Origin of the sequence: Kibdelosporangium persicum (assembly GCF_013280595.1) — a bacterium.
GTDB classification, from domain to species: domain Bacteria; phylum Actinomycetota; class Actinomycetes; order Mycobacteriales; family Pseudonocardiaceae; genus Kibdelosporangium; species Kibdelosporangium persicum.
In genome coordinates this window covers 189,398-204,689 of sequence record NZ_JAAATY010000004.1, presented here as the reverse complement: position 1 = coordinate 204,689, position 15,292 = coordinate 189,398, and the positions used below count along the sequence as shown (strand labels likewise).

Annotated in this window: 17 protein-coding genes; 9 read left to right on the top strand and 8 right to left on the bottom strand. The window is 68.9% G+C overall.

Annotation, left to right across the window (positions count from 1 at the left end; genetic code table 11):
- Positions 1–25 precede the first annotated feature (25 nt).
- A complete protein-coding gene (locus GC106_RS09920; RefSeq protein WP_173127248.1) occupies positions 26–352 on the top strand; it encodes a type VII secretion target in 327 nt (108 codons plus the stop codon).
- A complete protein-coding gene (locus GC106_RS09915; protein WP_173127245.1) occupies positions 352–1,533 on the top strand; it encodes a C40 family peptidase in 1,182 nt (393 codons plus the stop codon). Before GC106_RS09920 ends, GC106_RS09915 begins: the two co-directional genes overlap by 1 nt.
- On the opposite strand, the gene GC106_RS09910 is transcribed toward GC106_RS09915, so the two are convergent.
- Positions 1,515–1,871 (bottom strand): YybH family protein, encoded by a 357-nt coding sequence (locus GC106_RS09910; RefSeq protein WP_173127242.1) that lies wholly within the window; start codon positions 1,869–1,871, stop codon positions 1,515–1,517. The genes GC106_RS09915 and GC106_RS09910 overlap by 19 nt on opposite strands.
- Between GC106_RS09910 and GC106_RS09905 the strand changes: the two genes are divergently transcribed.
- Positions 1,872–2,285 carry a winged helix-turn-helix transcriptional regulator gene (locus GC106_RS09905; RefSeq protein ID WP_173127239.1) on the top strand — a complete coding sequence of 138 codons (414 nt, stop codon included), beginning with the start codon at positions 1,872–1,874 and terminating at the stop codon, positions 2,283–2,285. It abuts the gene before it with no gap.
- On the opposite strand, the gene GC106_RS09900 is transcribed toward GC106_RS09905, so the two are convergent.
- The gene (locus GC106_RS09900) at positions 2,257–2,712 is read right to left on the bottom strand and encodes an Lrp/AsnC family transcriptional regulator (RefSeq protein ID WP_312872573.1); all 456 of its coding nucleotides are present in this window, start codon (positions 2,710–2,712) and stop codon (positions 2,257–2,259) included. The genes GC106_RS09905 and GC106_RS09900 overlap by 29 nt on opposite strands.
- A 70-nt stretch (positions 2,713–2,782) precedes the next feature.
- Here GC106_RS09900 and GC106_RS09895 point away from each other — a divergent pair, with 70 nt between their 5' ends.
- From GC106_RS09895 to GC106_RS09875, 5 genes are all read left to right on the top strand, one after another.
- Complete coding sequence (locus GC106_RS09895) at positions 2,783–3,703, top strand: threonine ammonia-lyase (protein WP_173127236.1); 921 nt, start codon at positions 2,783–2,785, stop codon at positions 3,701–3,703.
- Between the two features lie 333 nt (positions 3,704–4,036).
- A complete protein-coding gene (locus GC106_RS09890) occupies positions 4,037–4,558 on the top strand; it encodes an AAA family ATPase (protein WP_312872572.1) in 522 nt (173 codons plus the stop codon).
- A gap of 9 nt (positions 4,559–4,567) precedes the next feature.
- Complete coding sequence (locus tag GC106_RS09885; protein ID WP_173127230.1) at positions 4,568–4,969, top strand: YbaB/EbfC family nucleoid-associated protein; 402 nt, start codon at positions 4,568–4,570, stop codon at positions 4,967–4,969.
- Positions 4,966–5,436: a YbaB/EbfC family nucleoid-associated protein gene (locus GC106_RS09880; protein WP_173127227.1), complete on the top strand. Its 471-nt coding sequence runs from the start codon at positions 4,966–4,968 to the stop codon at positions 5,434–5,436. The genes GC106_RS09885 and GC106_RS09880 overlap by 4 nt, the downstream gene beginning before the upstream one ends.
- 103 nt (positions 5,437–5,539) lie before the next feature.
- Positions 5,540–6,802, top strand: coding sequence for a SatS C-terminal domain-containing protein (locus GC106_RS09875; RefSeq protein ID WP_173127225.1), 1,263 nt, complete (start codon positions 5,540–5,542; stop codon positions 6,800–6,802).
- 295 nt (positions 6,803–7,097) lie between these two features.
- Here the strand turns inward: GC106_RS09875 and GC106_RS09870 are convergent, their stop codons facing one another.
- Positions 7,098–8,210: an adenosine deaminase gene (locus tag GC106_RS09870; RefSeq protein WP_173127222.1), complete on the bottom strand. Its 1,113-nt coding sequence runs from the start codon at positions 8,208–8,210 to the stop codon at positions 7,098–7,100.
- A 215-nt stretch (positions 8,211–8,425) separates the two neighbouring features.
- On the opposite strand from GC106_RS09870, the gene GC106_RS09865 reads away from it, so the two are divergent.
- On the top strand, positions 8,426–9,697 hold the full coding sequence (locus GC106_RS09865; protein WP_173127219.1) for an apolipoprotein A1/A4/E domain-containing protein: 1,272 nt from the start codon (positions 8,426–8,428) through the stop codon (positions 9,695–9,697).
- A gap of 58 nt (positions 9,698–9,755) precedes the next feature.
- On the opposite strand, the gene GC106_RS09860 is transcribed toward GC106_RS09865, so the two are convergent.
- The 5 genes from GC106_RS09860 to GC106_RS09840 all read right to left on the bottom strand — a co-directional run bounded on the left by GC106_RS09860 (position 9,756) and on the right by GC106_RS09840 (position 15,220).
- Positions 9,756–11,039, bottom strand: a complete 1,284-nt coding sequence (locus tag GC106_RS09860; protein WP_173127216.1) for a thymidine phosphorylase — start codon at positions 11,037–11,039, stop codon at positions 9,756–9,758.
- Positions 11,040–11,048: 9 nt separating this feature from the next.
- On the bottom strand, positions 11,049–11,702 hold the full coding sequence (locus GC106_RS09855; protein ID WP_173127213.1) for a response regulator transcription factor: 654 nt from the start codon (positions 11,700–11,702) through the stop codon (positions 11,049–11,051).
- A gap of 20 nt (positions 11,703–11,722) precedes the next feature.
- Positions 11,723–13,216 (bottom strand): sensor histidine kinase, encoded by a 1,494-nt coding sequence (locus GC106_RS47635; protein WP_173127210.1) that lies wholly within the window; start codon positions 13,214–13,216, stop codon positions 11,723–11,725.
- An 8-nt stretch (positions 13,217–13,224) separates the two neighbouring features.
- The gene (locus GC106_RS09845; RefSeq protein ID WP_173127207.1) at positions 13,225–13,776 is read right to left on the bottom strand and encodes a phosphatase PAP2 family protein; all 552 of its coding nucleotides are present in this window, start codon (positions 13,774–13,776) and stop codon (positions 13,225–13,227) included.
- A gap of 94 nt (positions 13,777–13,870) precedes the next feature.
- The gene (locus tag GC106_RS09840) at positions 13,871–15,220 is read right to left on the bottom strand and encodes an FAD-dependent monooxygenase (RefSeq protein WP_173127204.1); all 1,350 of its coding nucleotides are present in this window, start codon (positions 15,218–15,220) and stop codon (positions 13,871–13,873) included.
- Positions 15,221–15,292: the final 72 nt, after the last annotated feature.

Below are 15,292 nucleotides of genomic sequence, written 5' to 3'. Positions count from 1 at the left end.
ACTGTCTCCACGGGGGGAAACGGAAATGCCGGAAGGCGGCTTCAGAGTCGAGCCTGAGGCGCTCGAGGCCTACAAGAGCACGATGACCGCGCTGGCCGGTGAGATCGGCACGGTCGGTTCGGGCACGTTGAGCGGTGTCACCGCGCTGCCCGGCGACTGCTTCGGCAAGATCGGCGCCGAGATCGGCCTGAACGCGGCGTTCCAGCAGGCCGCGCAGGCCCAGCTGGACGGGGTCAAGGCCGCGTCCACCGGGCTGGCCGACTTGGCCAAGGCGGTGGGTGACGCGCTGGTCGCCTACCAGCACCAGCAGGGTGAGACGGCGAGCTCGATCAAGCGCGCGGAGAACGTCTGATGAGCGCGGCGGGGTTCGTCGGCAGCCTGGTCGAGCCGATGCGGCAGCACCTGGCCAAACTGGACGGTGACACCGGCGCGGGCAGCCGGGCCGGGGAGACGTTCGGCCGCGGCGCGACCGCGTTGACCGAGATGAAGGACCGTCAGGAGTCGCAGGCGAAGTCGGCCCTGCAGGGCTGGTACGGCGAGCAGGCCAACGTCTTCCAGGGCAAGTCCGCGTCGTTCACCAACGCGATGACCACGCTGGCCGGCAACTGCACCACCGCGCAACAGGTCGCGAGCACGGCGGCGACCGCGGTGACCGGCGGCCGCACCAAGATCCAGGGCCTGATCGACGAGTTCGTCGGCTGGGCCACGCCGATCATGCAGGCCGCCGAGGCGGCCAAGCAGAGCGGCAACGAGGCCGCGTGGGGCCAGGCGGCCGCCGACTGCAAGGCGAAGGCCGACGACTACGCCACCAAGACCGCGCAGGAACTGCAGAAGGTCCGTGACGAGCTGACCCCGTTGGTCGGCAAGCTGACCGGGCTGCCCAAGGTGGACGCCGGCGCGATGGGCTCGCTCGGCGGCCAGATGGGCCCGCCCAGCACCGGGACCTCCACGGCCAGCGCCACCGTCGACGGCCGCAGTGGCATCGACTCCGCGCAGAGCGGCAGCCACGGCGGCTCCGGCTCCGGTGGTGGAGGCGGCGGAGGCGGGGGCGGTGCAGGAGGCGGCGGTGGCGGTGGGGGCGGCGGCACCGCTGTCGGCCCGAATCTGCCCGTCGCGGTCCCGCCGCAGCCAGGCAGTGGCGTGGGCATCAACCTGCCAGGCGGCGCCTCCGTGGAGGCGCCGAACGAGATCGCCGCGGCAGCCGTCCGCAACGCGTTGACCGCTCTGGGCACGCCGTACGTGTGGGGCGCGTCGAACCCGCCTTCCGGCACGGACTGCAGTGGCCTGACCTCGTGGGCCTACGCCGGTGCGGGCATGGAGATCCCGCGGCACTCGTCGGCACAGGCGATCGGCGCCTCGGTGCCGGATCAGAGCCAGTTGCTGCCCGGTGACTTGGTGGTCTGGAAGGGCCACGTGGCGATGGTGATCGGCGACGGGCAGATGATCGAGGCCGGCGACCCGGTGCAGATCAACCCGATCCGCACGTCCAACATCGGCATGCCGTTCATGGGCTTCTACCGGCCGACCGGCTGAGGGTTGTCGATCACGTAACGCCAGAGCCCGTCCGGGCCGCGCCGGGCCACGTCCGTCGCGGTTCCGGAGATGCCCGCGTCCGGGATCTCCCAGTCCACGATCAGCAGCGCGATGTCGCCGTTGACGTAGACGTGCCTCGGCTTGACGGTGATCGGCTGGCGCGCGGCCTGCAGCTCGGCGTTGGCCTTGGCACGATCGGCGCCCGTCACCGGGTTGTCCGGGTCCAGCGCCAGCAGGCCTTCGGGCTCGTAGAGGCGCTCGACCTCGGCGGGATCGAAGGTGTTGAAGGCACGCGCGAAGGCGTGGGGCATGTCGGCGGCGTGTTGCACACTGGTCATATGCACAGCGAAGTCGACGCGCACGCAGGTCACCAAACGGAAACCTGGGACTCGTCGCTCGTCCCGGACTCCCGGGGCCGGACCGACCGGCCGTCACCGGGCTGCCCGGTCGAGGTCGCGCTCGACGCGATCTCCGGCCGGTGGACGACGTTGGTGCTGCGGGAGCTGATGCACGGGCCGCTGTCGTTCAGCGAACTGCGGTCCCGGCTGCCTTCGGTGTCCGCGAAGGTGCTCAGCGAACGGCTGCACGGGCTGACTTCCCGTGGCCTGGCCGACTGTGTGCGCACCGCGGGCTTTCCGCCGCGGACCGCGTACCGGCTCACCGATCGCGGACTCGCCTTGCGGCCGTTGCTGATCGCGCTCTACGAGGTCGGCAGCGAACTGCTCACACCGGCAGCTCCAAGCCGACCTTGACGGCGTCGAAGACCGGCATGGTGTCGAACCGTTTGACGTTCGGGTCCGCCAGGAACATCCCGCGCACCAGGTCACGGCAGTGCGCGATGTTCTGGCAGGCCAGCACGACCAGGTAGTCCCACTCGCCGGCGATCGCGTAGCACTGCTGCACGTTCGGGTTCTTCATCATGCGTCCACGCAGCTCGGTGTGGTGTTCGACGGACTCGCGGTCGATCGTGACCAGGACCACCGCCAGCATGCCGCCGACCTTCTCCTGGGCCAGCACCTCGACCTGCCGCGTGATCAACCCTTCGCTGCGGTAGCGGGCGATCCGCCGTTGCACCGCACTCGGCGACAACCCGACGTCCGCGCCCAGATCGTGCAGTGTCCTGGTGGAATCGCGTTGCAGCAGGCCGAGCAGGTGGCGGTCGATCTCGTCGAGGGTCACGCAAGAATTTTGCGCCCCGGCGCGAAAACTTTCAATCGCCATCACGTCGCATCTGGTTAGCGTGATGGCCATGGATCTCCGACTCGACCAGATCGAGCGTCTCTCACACACCCTCGATCCGACGTTCCGCGACAGTCCACAGTTCACCGCCGAACTGGCCGGGCGGCCGGTGCTCGTCAAGATCGAAACGATGAACCCCTTGCACTGCTTCAAAGGCCGGGGCGCCACCGCCTTCACGGCCGGACTCGCTCCCGGGGTGACCGTGGTCGTCGCATCCAGCGGGAACTTCGGCCAGGCGATGGCTTACGCCTGCAACCGAAAGGAAATCGCCATCGAAGTGTTCCTGCCGGAGAACGTCAACCCGGCCAAGCTCGCCGCGATCCGATCCTTCGGCGCGGGGGTGCACGTGTCCGGAGTGGATGGTGACGCGGCCAAACAGCACGCTTCCGCTTATGCGGCAGAACGGTCCGACCGGTTGCTGGTCCGCGACGGTGACGAGTCGCTCATCGCGGAAGGCGCGGGAACCATCGGCGTCGAACTGCTCCGCGCCGGGCCACTGGACACAGTGGTCGTTCCGGTCGGCGATGGCGCCCTGATCAACGGGATCGCCCGCTGGATCAAGGCCCATTCACCATCCACCCGGGTCGTCGGCGTGGGTTCGACCGGCGCGCAGGCGATGCTGCACAGCTGGCGCGCGGGCGAACCCGTACGACGCCCGGTCACGACGATCGCCGACGGGATCGCGATCGGCAGTCCACTGCCGGAGTCCGTGCGGTGGATGCGAAAGCTCGTCGACGACATCGTGCTCGTCGACGATTCCGCGCTGTTGGCTGCGATGGGCACGGCACTACGCGGCGTCGGCGTTCGCCTCGAACCCGCGGGCGCCGCCGGCCTCGCCGCCCTCGGCCAGGTGCCCGGTGACCGCGTCGCTGTCGTGCTGACCGGCGGAAACCCGCGTCCCGGACAGCTGGAGGCAGTCATGGCCGCATGACGAGCCGCTGATCTCGATCGACGGCACCGGCAGCACCGTCACCCGGAACTGGAACCGCCTGCCGGGCACAGCGAGGATCTGCTTCAGGAGGAGAACAAGCGCGAGCAACGTGAACAGAGTCGCCACTTCGGATTCCTTTGACCGCCTGAGTTCGCCGGATCGCTCCCCCCGCGCGGCGGTCGTTGCGCTTGCGCCATGATAACAGCGCGGTCCGGCGGGCCGCAACCGCGACCGTCCCTTATGGACTCTTCCGTTCCTGTCGAACACCTGTGAATCACGGGAAACGGGAACGAGCAGGTGGCCCGCGGGCGTTTTCCGGGTATGGAACGACTTGTGACACCAGTGCAGCACAGGTCGCTCGTGGTCGTCGCGGGCCTGCCCGGCGCGGGCAAGAGCACGCTGCTGCGGGACGTCGGCCCCGGGGTGACCGTGCTGGACTCCGACCAGATCAGGACCTGGCTCGCCGAGGTGCTGCCGGCAGGCACGCCGTACTCGCGGTACCGGCCACTCGTGCACATCGTGCACCGCGTGCGAATCGCACTGACCGCCATCTTTGCGTCGGGCCCCATCGCGGTGCACGATCCGGCCACGGGCGTGGGCACCCGGCTCACGCTCGTGCTGATCGGGCTGATCACCCGGCGGGCACCGCACTTCGTCTGGGTCGACACCACTCCGGTGGAAGCACTGGCCGGGCAACGCGCACGCGGCCGGATGCTGCGGCGCACGTCGTTCGCGCGACACGTCGACCGCGCCGAACGCCTCGACTTGTCCAGGCCGCCCCGCGGCTGGCGCAGCATCACGGTGGTGGGCCGCAGAACAGGGCTTTGCGTGCGCGCGGAACACAGCGGGTCATAGACTTCTCCCGTGGTGGGGAATGAGGATCACGTTCAGGACGAGCTGGACCGGCTCGGCCGGAACGTCGCGGAGACGGGGGAACAGGTCGCCGCGGTCGTCGGCCGCACCGGCCCGATCATCGGCCAGGCGGCGTCCGGCGACAACGCGATCAGCGTGTCGGTGAGCCCCGGCGGGATGCTGCGTGCCGTCGACATCAACCCGGCGGTGCTCGGCCGCCATCCGGACGAGGTCGCCCGCGAGGTGGTGCGGCTCGCCGCGCAGGCCACCAAGATCGCCAACAGCCGGATGCACTCCTCGCTGCGGCAGGTGATGAGCGCGAGCGCGGCCAAGAGCCTGACCGATCTCGGCATGCCGGACGAACCGCTGCCCAGGGAACGCGATGACGACGAGTTCGGTGGTGTGCTGACGTGACCGAACCACCCGTCGACGAACTCGTCCAGCAGGCCGAACAGCGCCGCAAGGCGAGCGAGGACCTGCGGCGCCGGGTCGCGTCGATCCACGCCGTCGCCCGTGATCCCGAAGGCCTCGTCGAGGCGACCACCACGGCCAGCGGCGAGTTGAAGTCACTCCGGCTGCAACCGGCCGCACTGCACCGCGGCGTGCGCTGGCTGTCCGAAACGATCATGGCGACGGCGCACCAGGCCGCCGAGTTCGCCCGGCAACGCAGCCTCAACCAGCTCGCGCTGGTGCTGGGTGACGACGCGACCGCGCAGCTTGAAGGGGCGATGGGGATCGCCCCTGCCCGCGCGGCCGGCTGGGACGTCGTCGGCGACCGCACGCCGTCGGCCACGCCGGCCTCGGCTCCCGCTCCAGCGCCGGAGGAAGAGGACGATGATGTGTTCTCGTTCGATCCTTCGTCGCTGCGTAGCGACCGGTGATCGACGGTATTGGCAAAACCCGTAGGCTGCCCGCGTCCGGTGTGCCCACAATCGCACCGGCCGTGGGATCGACTGGGATCGTGCAGGAGAAGGCGGAGGGCCAATGGCTCAGGACATCGTCCCGATCGAGCTCGGGCTGCCCCAGGGCGACGTCGTCACCCTCTGGGCGCCTCGCTGGCGGGAGGAAGGCGAGGACTGGGAGGCGTTCCTCGGTGACGAGGAAGACCTGTACGGGTTCCCAGACGCAGCCCACCTGGCGGCGTTCGTCCGGACAGTCGACGAACACGACCTGGCGGACCACCCCGCGTGGCCGGTCGTGCCGAAGCTGACCGTCGAAGAGCTGCTGCCCGACGAGGAGCACCAGTACGACCTGGTGGGCGTGCCCGAACTCGCGGCACAGGAACCGGACACCTGGACGCTGGACGAGCTGGCCGCGATCGTGGCCATCGTCCGGTCGCTGGCGGACGTGTGCGAACTGGACGCGGTGAACGACGTGCTGGCCGCCGCCGAAGGCTTCGACCTGCTCGACCAGGGCACCCTCGCCTTCACCGGCCGCGACGGCGAGCGCCGCTGGACCGAACTCGCCGAGACGATCGTGGAGCGCTGGGACGAGGTGCTCGACGCGATCGACGAGGTCGTCGCCGTCCCCGAGGTCGACGAGGCCGCGCTGACCGTCGCGGCCGAGGAGCTGGCCAAGTTCCAGGCCGAGAGCGAAGCGGCCGAAAACGCGGACGACGAAGACGAAGACGAAGACGCCGAGTCGGCGGCGGACTCGGATTCCGACGAGGACGAGGACGCCGAGCCCGCGCCGGTCGGCTTCTGGGGCGAGGTCGGCATCGACCCGATCAAGATCATCACCGACGGGTCGGAGTACTACACGCTCCGGTGCTACCTCGACGACGCCCCGGTCTTCCTCGGCCACGACGGCAAGATCGACGTCTTCTCCTCGCCGCGCGCGCTGAGCCGGCACATCGCGTCCGGTGAACTCGGCGACAACGACTTGGCCGAGGTCTCCACGTGGGACGAGGTCGTCACCAAGGCGACCGACGGCACCCTGGAGATCGAGGTCGACGAGGACAACACCTACGTGCTGCAGGGCCTGACCGAGGACCTGGCGGACGGCCCGAACGCGATCGACCCGACCCAGCTCGACCTCGCCGTGGAACTGCTGACCGACACGGCGGAGTGGGCGAACGACGACACCGTGGCCGAGGCCCTGTCGGAGTCCGAGCCGCTCGGCTGGCTCATCTCGTTCGTGCTGCGCCCGGACCCGACCCGGCTGGTGCCCAGCGCGCCGTTCGACGCGGAAGTCGAGGCGTGGCAGAAGGTCGTCAACGCCTTCGAGGACCGCCTCGAGACCCACTGAGGCTCCCACCCGCGTGTCCACCTTTCCGGCACGGTGTGTCCACCGTTCCGGCACCCCGAAATTCCCTCAGCGGTGCCGGAAAGTGGATTTCACCGTGCCGGAACGTACGACACGGGGTGCCGGAACGTGCGACACGGGGTGCCGGAACGTACGACACGGGGTGCCGGAACGTGCGACACGGGGTGCCGGAACGTGCGACACGGGGTGCCGGAACGTGCGACACGGGGTGCCGGAACGTGCGACACGGGGTGCCGGAACGTGCGACACGGGGTGCCGGAAAGGTGGACACGCGGGTTCAGCGCTCGGACGCGTCTTGCCCGTCCTCGGCCAACAGGGCCGCGTAGCCCGGCTTGATCACCTTGTTGATCAGGTCGAGGCGCTCGTCGAAGCCGATGAAGGCCGACTTCATCGCGTTCACCGTGAACCAGCGCAGGTCCGGCCAGCCGTACCCGAAGGTGTCGGCCAGGGCGGCCATCTCGCTGGACACCGTGCAGCCGCTCATCAACCTGTTGTCCGTGTTCACTGTCACGCGGAACCGCAGCTTGGTCAGCAGGCCGATCGGGTGCTCGGCGATCGACGGGGCCGCGCCCGTCTGGATGTTCGAGGACGGGCACATCTCCAGCGGGATCCGGCGGTCGCGCACGTAGCTGGCCAGCCTGCCCAGGTGGGCCGTGCCGTCCGGGTCGATCTTGATGTCGTCCACGATCCGGACGCCGTGCCCCAGCCGCTCCGCGCCGCAGTGCTGGATCGCCTCCCAGATCGAGGGCAGGCCGAAGGACTCGCCCGCGTGGATCGTGAAATGTGCGTTCTGTTGCCGCAAATATTCGAAGGCGTCGAGGTTACGGGTGGGTGGGAAGCCCGCCTCCGGGCCTGCGATGTCGAAGCCGACCACGCCGTGGTCGCGGTAGCGCACCGCCATTTCCGCGATCTCCGCCGAGCGCGCGTTCTGCCGCATCGCGCAGAGCAGCGTGCCGATCCTGATCTTGCCACCGGTCGCCTTCTCGCCTTCACGGAAGCCCGCTTCGACCGCCTCGATCACCGCGTCGAGGCTCATGCCCTTCTCCGTGAACAGCTCCGGTGCGTAACGCACCTCGGCGTAGACCACCCCGTCGTCCGCCAGGTCCTGTGCACATTCGGATGCGACCCGAACGAGGGCATCCTCACTCTGCATCACCCCGCACGTGTGCGCGAAGGTCTCCAGGTAACGCTCGAGCGTGCCCGCGTTCGCCGCTTCGGTGAACCACCGGCCGAGCTCGGCCTCGTCCGTTGTGGGAAGATCGGGATAGCCTGAGGCGTCGGCGAGTTCGATCACCGTGCCGGGTCGCAGGCCGCCGTCCAGATGGTCGTGCAGCAACACTTTGGGGGCACGCCGGATCGCCTCGTGAGTCACCGGGTTCGGGTTCGACATGCCAGTACGTTACCCGCCCCTGCCGTCACCCGATCGTGTCCGATCGTGCCCACGTAGAGTGTCCACTCGGTCATCGCTCGCGACGAGCGCATTACCGCCGAACGGCCTAATTAGCCGTGATCAACTCACACGAAACTAACGGGTGGTGTATGGACGCGTTTTGGGACTGGCTAGGCTCCCCTGCGTCTCCCCTCCCCAGGACGAAGGTCACCTCCGTGAACGAGAACAACAACGCCACGGTGTCGTTCGACCGAATGCGCAACATGCTGACGCGCGCGGCCGAGATCCGTGAAAGCGAACAGCAGCAGGTGTTCGACGCACTGGACGAGATCCACGCGCGGCTGAGCCCGCTGGACTCGCTCGGTTCGGTGCGCAAGCGGCTGTCCGAGCTCCCGGACCGCACCGAGGTCGGCGTGATCGCCGAGCGCCTGGACGAGGCGATGGCGAAGCTCGAGTCCCAGGACACGGCCATCGCCGGCCTTGCGCGTGCGGTCGAGTCGATCGTCGACAAGCTGGCCACCCCCTTCGCCCAGCTCGACGGCCGTCTCGACGGCGTCGTGGGCAAGATGGAGGGCGTCGTCGGCCGGATGGACGGTCTGGAGGACAAGCTGGCGAACATCCACCGGCGCATCGACTCCCTCGACTCCCACCTCGACAAGCAGGACGTCCGGATCGACACCCTGCCGGGCCAGGTCCACGTGCCGGTCAGGGAGCGCCTCGACACCCTCGAGACCGCGCTGCGCGGCCGGCTCGACGAGGTCGACGAGGGCGTGCACGAGCACCTCGACGGCACCAAGGACTCGCTGCACCGGCACGTCACCGAGGTCAACGACGGCCTCGCGCACAAGCTCGACGAGACCCGCGACACCGTCAACTCGACGCGTGACTCGATCAGCTCCGCGGTCGCCGACTCGCGTGAGGTGGTCGCCTCCGCCGTGGCCGACTCGCGTGAGGCGCTGAACGGCTCGCTGAACGACGCCCGCGACGGCATCACGCACTCCCTGGACGAGGCCCGCAACGCGCTCAACGCGGCGCTGGACGAGACCAAGGAGACGATGGACGCCAGCGACCGGCTCGAAGCCCTCGCGCAGCGGCTCGAGCAGGCCCTCGGCCGGCTCGACGACATGGCGACCAGGCTGGACACCGTGGAGGACGGCTTAGCTGCCCGCCTCGGTGAGCTGGGCGGCACGATCGAGCAGAGCCTCACCAAGGTCCAGGGCACCCTGGCCAGCCAGCCGGACACCACCGTGGTGACCTCGCTGGTGAAGAAGAGCAACGAGGAGACCGAGCGGCGCATCGGCGGCCACCTCGACGAGGCCATGGCCACGTTCGCCGAGCTGATGATGGGCGGCGGCCCGGCGATGCCTGCGGCCCCGCCGTCGACCCTCCCGCGCCAGCAGCGGCGGGCCCGCGGCGGCAAGAAGGTCAACGGCGAGAAGCCGCGCGTCGAAGAGCTGGAAGAAGCCGAGCCCGGCGACGACAACTAAGCAAACCCCCAGCTCAGCCCTCGTGAGTGAAAATCAGGGTTAAAACCCGGATAACCACTCACGAGGGCTGAACTGTGTCGATGAGGAGTTTGCGGTCGGCGGGTGCGTCTCCGATGGTGTACGCGCCCCGCAGGGCTTCCAGTGCCGCCGGAACGGCGTCTGGCGTGTCCGTACGCAGCTCCAGGAGCGGATCCCCGGCCGAGACCCGGTCACCGGGCTTGGCGAGGCACATGACGCCGGCAGCGTGCTGTACGGCGTCCTCCTTCCGGGCCCGGCCCGCGCCCAGCCGCCAAGCCCCGACGCCGACGCCGTAGGCGTCAAGCGTCGACAGGACACCGGTCTCCTCGGCGGTGACCACGTGCACGTGTGAGGCCTTCGGCAACGGTGCCTCCGGGTCGCCGCCCTGGGCGGTGATCATGCGGCACCAGGTCTCGTACGCCCCACCGCCGGCGAGCACCTCGGCTGGATCGGTCGAGATCCCCGCCAGGCCAAGCATTTCCCGGGCCAGCGCGACCGTCAGGTCGATGACGTCCCGCGGCCCGCCGCCCTTGAGGACTTCGACGGACTCCTCGACTTCGACGGCGTTACCGACCGCGCGACCGAGCGGAACGGACATGTCGGTCAGCAGCGCGGTGACCTTACGGCCGTGCTGCTTGCCGATCCCCACAAGGGCTTCGGCGAGGGCACGGGCATCGGCCAGGTTCTTCATGAACGCGCCGGAGCCGACCTTGACGTCGAGCACGAGCGCCTCGGCACCCTCGGCGATCTTCTTGCTCATGATCGAGCTGGCGATCAACGGGATCGACTCGACGGTCGACGTGACATCCCTGAGGGCGTAAAGCTTCTTGTCCGCGGGCGCGAGCCCTTCCGTTGCCGCGCAGACGACCGCGCCCACGTCGGCGAGCTGCTTGGTGATCTCGTCGATGGACAGCCGCGCCCGCCAGCCCGGGATCGACTCCAGCTTGTCGAGCGTCCCGCCGGTGTGGCCGAGCCCGCGCCCGGACAGCTGGGGCACGGCCGCGCCACACGCGGCGACCAAGGGCGCCAACGGAAGCGTGATCTTGTCGCCCACCCCGCCGGTCGAGTGCTTGTCCACGGTCGGCCGGTCGACCCGCAGGTCGAGCGTCTCGCCGGAGTCGATCATCGCCTGGGTCAGCCGGGCGGCCTCGGCGGTGTCCATCCCGTTCAGGAAGATCGCCATGGCGAGTGCGGACATCTGCTCGTCCGCGACGACACCACGGGTGTACGCGTCCACCACCCAGTCGATCTGGTCGTCGGTCAGGCGGTGACCATCCCGCTTGGTCCGGATCACGTCCACAGCGGACAGTCGTTCTCGGGTCATGGGACCACCCTAGACGGCGGGCGGGATCAGTCCGGCCTCGTGGGCGATGATCGCGGCCTGTACCCGGTTGCGGACGTCGAGCTGCTTGAGGATCGTGCTCACGTACACCTTGACGGTGCCTTCCACGACGTGGATCCGCTCGGCGATCTCGGCATTGGACATGCCCGTGCCGATCAGCCCGAGCACTTCCCGTTCCCGGTCGGTCAGTCCGGTCAGCCGTTCGGTCATGCGCAGGCGTGGACCGCTGCCGGAGAGGTGGTCGACCACGCGCTTGGCCACAACGGGTGAAAGGTACGCGGCACCGGCCGCGACCGCCCGCACACCGGCGATGATGTCGTGCGGGTCACCGGTTTTCAGCACGAACCCGCTCGCACCTTCAGTGAGCGCACGGGAAACGTACGAGTCGTCGGCGAACGTGGTGAGGATCAGCACCGCCGTCGCGGTGTCCAGTCTGCGGATCTCCGCGGCCGCGTCCAGTCCGTTGAGTCCAGGCATGCGAATGTCGAGCATGGCCACGTGCGGGCGGTGGGCCAGGACCAGATCAACGGCAGCGCGGCCGGTGTCCGCCTCGGCGACGACCTCGATGTCGTCCGCCGCGGCGAGGATCGCACGCACCCCCATCCGCACGACAGGCTCGTCGTCGGCAAGCACAACTCGGATCATGTCCGCATCCTCGCCGCCGCTCACGGGACAGCCGTGAGCAGGTCCTTGCCGACAAGGACACCGTCCCGGAAGCACAGCCGGTAGAGGTCATGGCGCCGCTCGTCGAACGGGTTCGCGTGCGTGCTGTAGTACCGGCAGCTCGACCCGTCAGGCGGCGCTGGACGGCTGTCCGGGTTGTCGACGCGAGTCCGCGCCGGGAGCACCGTGGTGACCTCGGATTCCGTCTGGCCGATCCGCAGACGGTGGTAGTCGGCGGGCTCCAGCACCGAAGTCGCCGCGTCGAAAACGAGGTAGCCGAGCACGCTGATCACGACGCCTGCGGATATCCCCGCGGCGAGCAGCACAGTGCGCCGGGCACTGTGCCGGACTCGTTGTTCCACGTGTTTGCGATACGAGCCGGGAGCGACCGTCGTGATCGGCTTGTCCGGCAGGTAAGCGCTGACCTCGAACCCGCCGCCAGGGCGTGGACCGGCGTCGAACCGGCCGCCGACGAGCGTGACGCGCTCGGAGAGTCCCAGCAGTCCGTGCCCGCTCCCTGCCGCTTCGGTGGGTGTTCGATGCGCAGGCCCGTTGACGACGTGCAACTCGAAGCCGTCGGCGGCCCGCTCAAGGCGGACAGCGACCGGTGCGCCGGGCGCGTGCTTGATCGCGTTGGTGATCGACTCGGCGATGACGCGGTGGATCGTGCGCGCGATCACGGCATCGGGTTGCCCTGTGTCGTCGGCGACCAAGTCCACGTGCAGACCGGACCGTCGTGCGCGGTCGACGATGTCCTGAACGGACTCGACAGTTTCCTCCTGCTCGGCGCGGAGCAAACGGACCGCGTCGGCCAGACGTTCCGCAGCCGCGGTGACACCGGCTCGCGCGGCACGGGCGGCCTCGCGGTGTTCCGCCGGGAGGGTGGCCGTGACCTCAAGCACGCCAACGGACAGCGCGGCCTGCGCCAGTTCGTGCCCGACGAGGTCGTGCATCTCCGCCGCGAGTCGCGCTCGTTCCCGTGTCCGAGCCTGCTCCGCTTCCCGCTCCCACAGCTCGGCGCGATCCCACCCGGCTTGAATCATTTCCGCGTACTGGCGACGGTAACGGCCAATCGACCATGGCACGACCGCGAGCACAGCACTGCCCGTGACGGCCGCGAGTGCCGTGTCCGCACCGCCAGTCGTAACGAGCCCTCCGATGATCGCGCTGCCCATCGCGACAACCAGCACGACGACGCCCTGGTGACCCGTCGTTGCGTGTCTGCCGGCCAGAAAGCCGATGGCGACGATTCCGGCGGCGAGCGCGATCGCACCCAAGGTGGTGTCCACTGTTGCCCGGGAGAAGAAACAGACCTGCCACGCTGCGATGGCAAGCGCAAGCGCTGTGACAGGCCGACGACGGACCAACGCCACCGTCACGGCAAGCACAGCGAGATACGCCGCTGCCTCCCACACAGCCAGCCGTGTGGGCCGCGCCGTCAGCGCGGCCCACACGACGGGCAGGGCGGTCAAGGCCCAGAGGGTTGTCGCGCGCACAAACGGCATCATCTCGTACGCACACGGGCGACGACGGGAGTCATCGCCCGTGCCAGCGGCGGCACGAACGCAGCGAGAGCCACGCCCAACAACAGTCCCGCCAGGACGTCGTGGGGGTAGTGCGCACCAACGAAGACCCGTGACAGGGCAGCCAGAACCGCCAGTCCGGCGGCAACGATGCCGAGGTTCCGGCTCGACCACAGAATGCCGGCCGCGGCGGCACCCGCGACCGTCGCGTGATTGCTCGGGAACGACCAGTCGCCGAACTCCGGGCACGTCACGATCGTGGCGACGTCACCGAGCACGCGGCACGGCCGGTCTTCCTGCCAGATGTTCTTGACCACCTCACTGACCACATACGCGACCACAGCCAGCACAGGCGCGGCGATCGCTCGCGCCATCGCCGCTGCCTGACGGTGCCGTGCACGCCACCACACCACAACGAACATCACCGGGAACACACCGATGATCGCGTCAGTCGCGAAGGCACTGAACCACCGCACGAACTCCGGGCTCCGCGCACCAAGGCCGGCGATGTCGAGATACCACTGATCCACCATGGACTCGACGTTATGGAGATCGTCTTCGCCGCACCTCTGCCGAAAGCAACCGGTCCGCCCTGTCCTTCGACAGGTAACGGGTGCTGGTCCCGGTTCAGTGGTCCGGCATGGACATCGTCGGCGAGGCCACGTAGCCGTCCGGGCGGATGAGCGCGGACCGGACCCCTGCCCAGTCCTCGGCCAGCTCCGAGTGGTCGATCCGGACCGGACGCCCGGGCGTCAGCCGTTCGAAAAGCGTTGTGCCGTCGCGGAACTTGAGGTTCGGCGCACGGGTTCCGGCCAGCGGCTCACTGGCCGGATACCGCACGGACAACCCGGATATCTGTTCGGCCAACTGCCGGGAGAACTCCGGCGACTGCGCTATCTGACGGGACATCAGCGAACGCAACTGCAGTCCGTCCGGTGTGAAGGAGCAGATCAACGCCGTCTGTGCCTGCGTGCTCTCCAGCAGTTCGACGCCGACCGGGTGCCGCTCGGCGTGGTACGTGTCGAGCAGGCTTGCCGGCGCGGAGCCGTTCAGCACCGCCGCCAGTTTCCAGCCGAGGTTCATGGCGTCCTGGATACCGACGTTCATGCCGACGCCCCCGGCAGGCATGTGCCGATGTGCCGCGTCACCGGCGAGGAACACCCGGCCACGCCGGTACTCCGCCGCCAGGTTGGCGGCGTTGCCGAACCGCGACAGCCACACCGGTGAATGCGCACCGAAATCCGTGCCTGTGGCCGCGATAATCTTGGCACGCACCTCGTCCATCGTCAGGTCATCAGGCCGCGAAGCGCGCAGGTCGGACGGGCTCATGCCGACAACGCGATGACGGCCGTCGGGAAGCGGAGCCACCAACACGGCACCGTCCGCTGTGCTCCGGTTGTACCCCTGCACCGCGGGCGGGGCGTCCAGCGTCACGTCGGCGAGCCATCCCCAGGCGTTCGCTGCCGTGCCCGGAAAGTCGATGCCCACCGACTGCCGGACCGTGCTGTGCACGCCATCGCAGCCCACGACGTACGCGGCTTCGAGCGAATACGGGCCGTCCGGGCCGGAAGCGTGCACGACGACAGCGGAACCGGTGTCCTCGACGGAGGTAACCTGATGTCCTCTGCGGATCGTCGCGCCGAGTCCGGCCGCACGTTCTTCGAGCAGTTCCTCGGTCCGGGCTTGCGGGATCACCAGCTGGTACGGGAAGTCCGTGTCGAGCGCTCGGAAGTCCAGCCGGGTGTCCAGCATGCCGAAGTGCCCGTTGGGAATCCGCCTCGCCTCGGCGGTGAACAAGCCGTCCAGCCCGCGCATGGCCAGCACCTCGATCGTGCGGGGTTGCATGCCCAACGCCTTCGAGTGCGGGTTACGGGACAGCCTGGACTCCAGCACGGTCACCGGTATCCCGCCGAGCCGCAGCTCCGCCGCCAGCCAGAGGCCGACTGGGCCCGCACCGGCGATGACAACCTGGTCCACGATTCCTCCTCTTGGTCACTGACCAAGGTAGTCCAACTCTTGGTCAGTGACCTAGAGCGGGTTAGGATCACC

Excerpts from the sequence above, each read along its gene's own strand:
- GC106_RS09920 (WP_173127248.1), top strand. The coding sequence starts at position 26 with ATGCCGGAAGGCGGCTTCAGAGTCGAGCCTGAGGCGCTCGAGGCCTAC.
- GC106_RS09915 (WP_173127245.1), top strand. The coding sequence starts at position 352 with ATGAGCGCGGCGGGGTTCGTCGGCAGCCTGGTCGAGCCGATGCGGCAG.
- GC106_RS09910 (WP_173127242.1), bottom strand. The coding sequence starts at position 1,871 with ATGACCAGTGTGCAACACGCCGCCGACATGCCCCACGCCTTCGCGCGT.
- GC106_RS09905 (WP_173127239.1), top strand. The coding sequence starts at position 1,872 with ATGCACAGCGAAGTCGACGCGCACGCAGGTCACCAAACGGAAACCTGG.
- GC106_RS09895 (WP_173127236.1), top strand. The coding sequence starts at position 2,783 with ATGGATCTCCGACTCGACCAGATCGAGCGTCTCTCACACACCCTCGAT.
- GC106_RS09875 (WP_173127225.1), top strand. The coding sequence starts at position 5,540 with ATGGCTCAGGACATCGTCCCGATCGAGCTCGGGCTGCCCCAGGGCGAC.
- GC106_RS09870 (WP_173127222.1), bottom strand. The coding sequence starts at position 8,210 with ATGTCGAACCCGAACCCGGTGACTCACGAGGCGATCCGGCGTGCCCCC.
- GC106_RS09860 (WP_173127216.1), bottom strand. The coding sequence starts at position 11,039 with ATGACCCGAGAACGACTGTCCGCTGTGGACGTGATCCGGACCAAGCGG.
- GC106_RS09855 (WP_173127213.1), bottom strand. The coding sequence starts at position 11,702 with ATGATCCGAGTTGTGCTTGCCGACGACGAGCCTGTCGTGCGGATGGGG.
- GC106_RS09845 (WP_173127207.1), bottom strand. The coding sequence starts at position 13,776 with ATGGTGGATCAGTGGTATCTCGACATCGCCGGCCTTGGTGCGCGGAGC.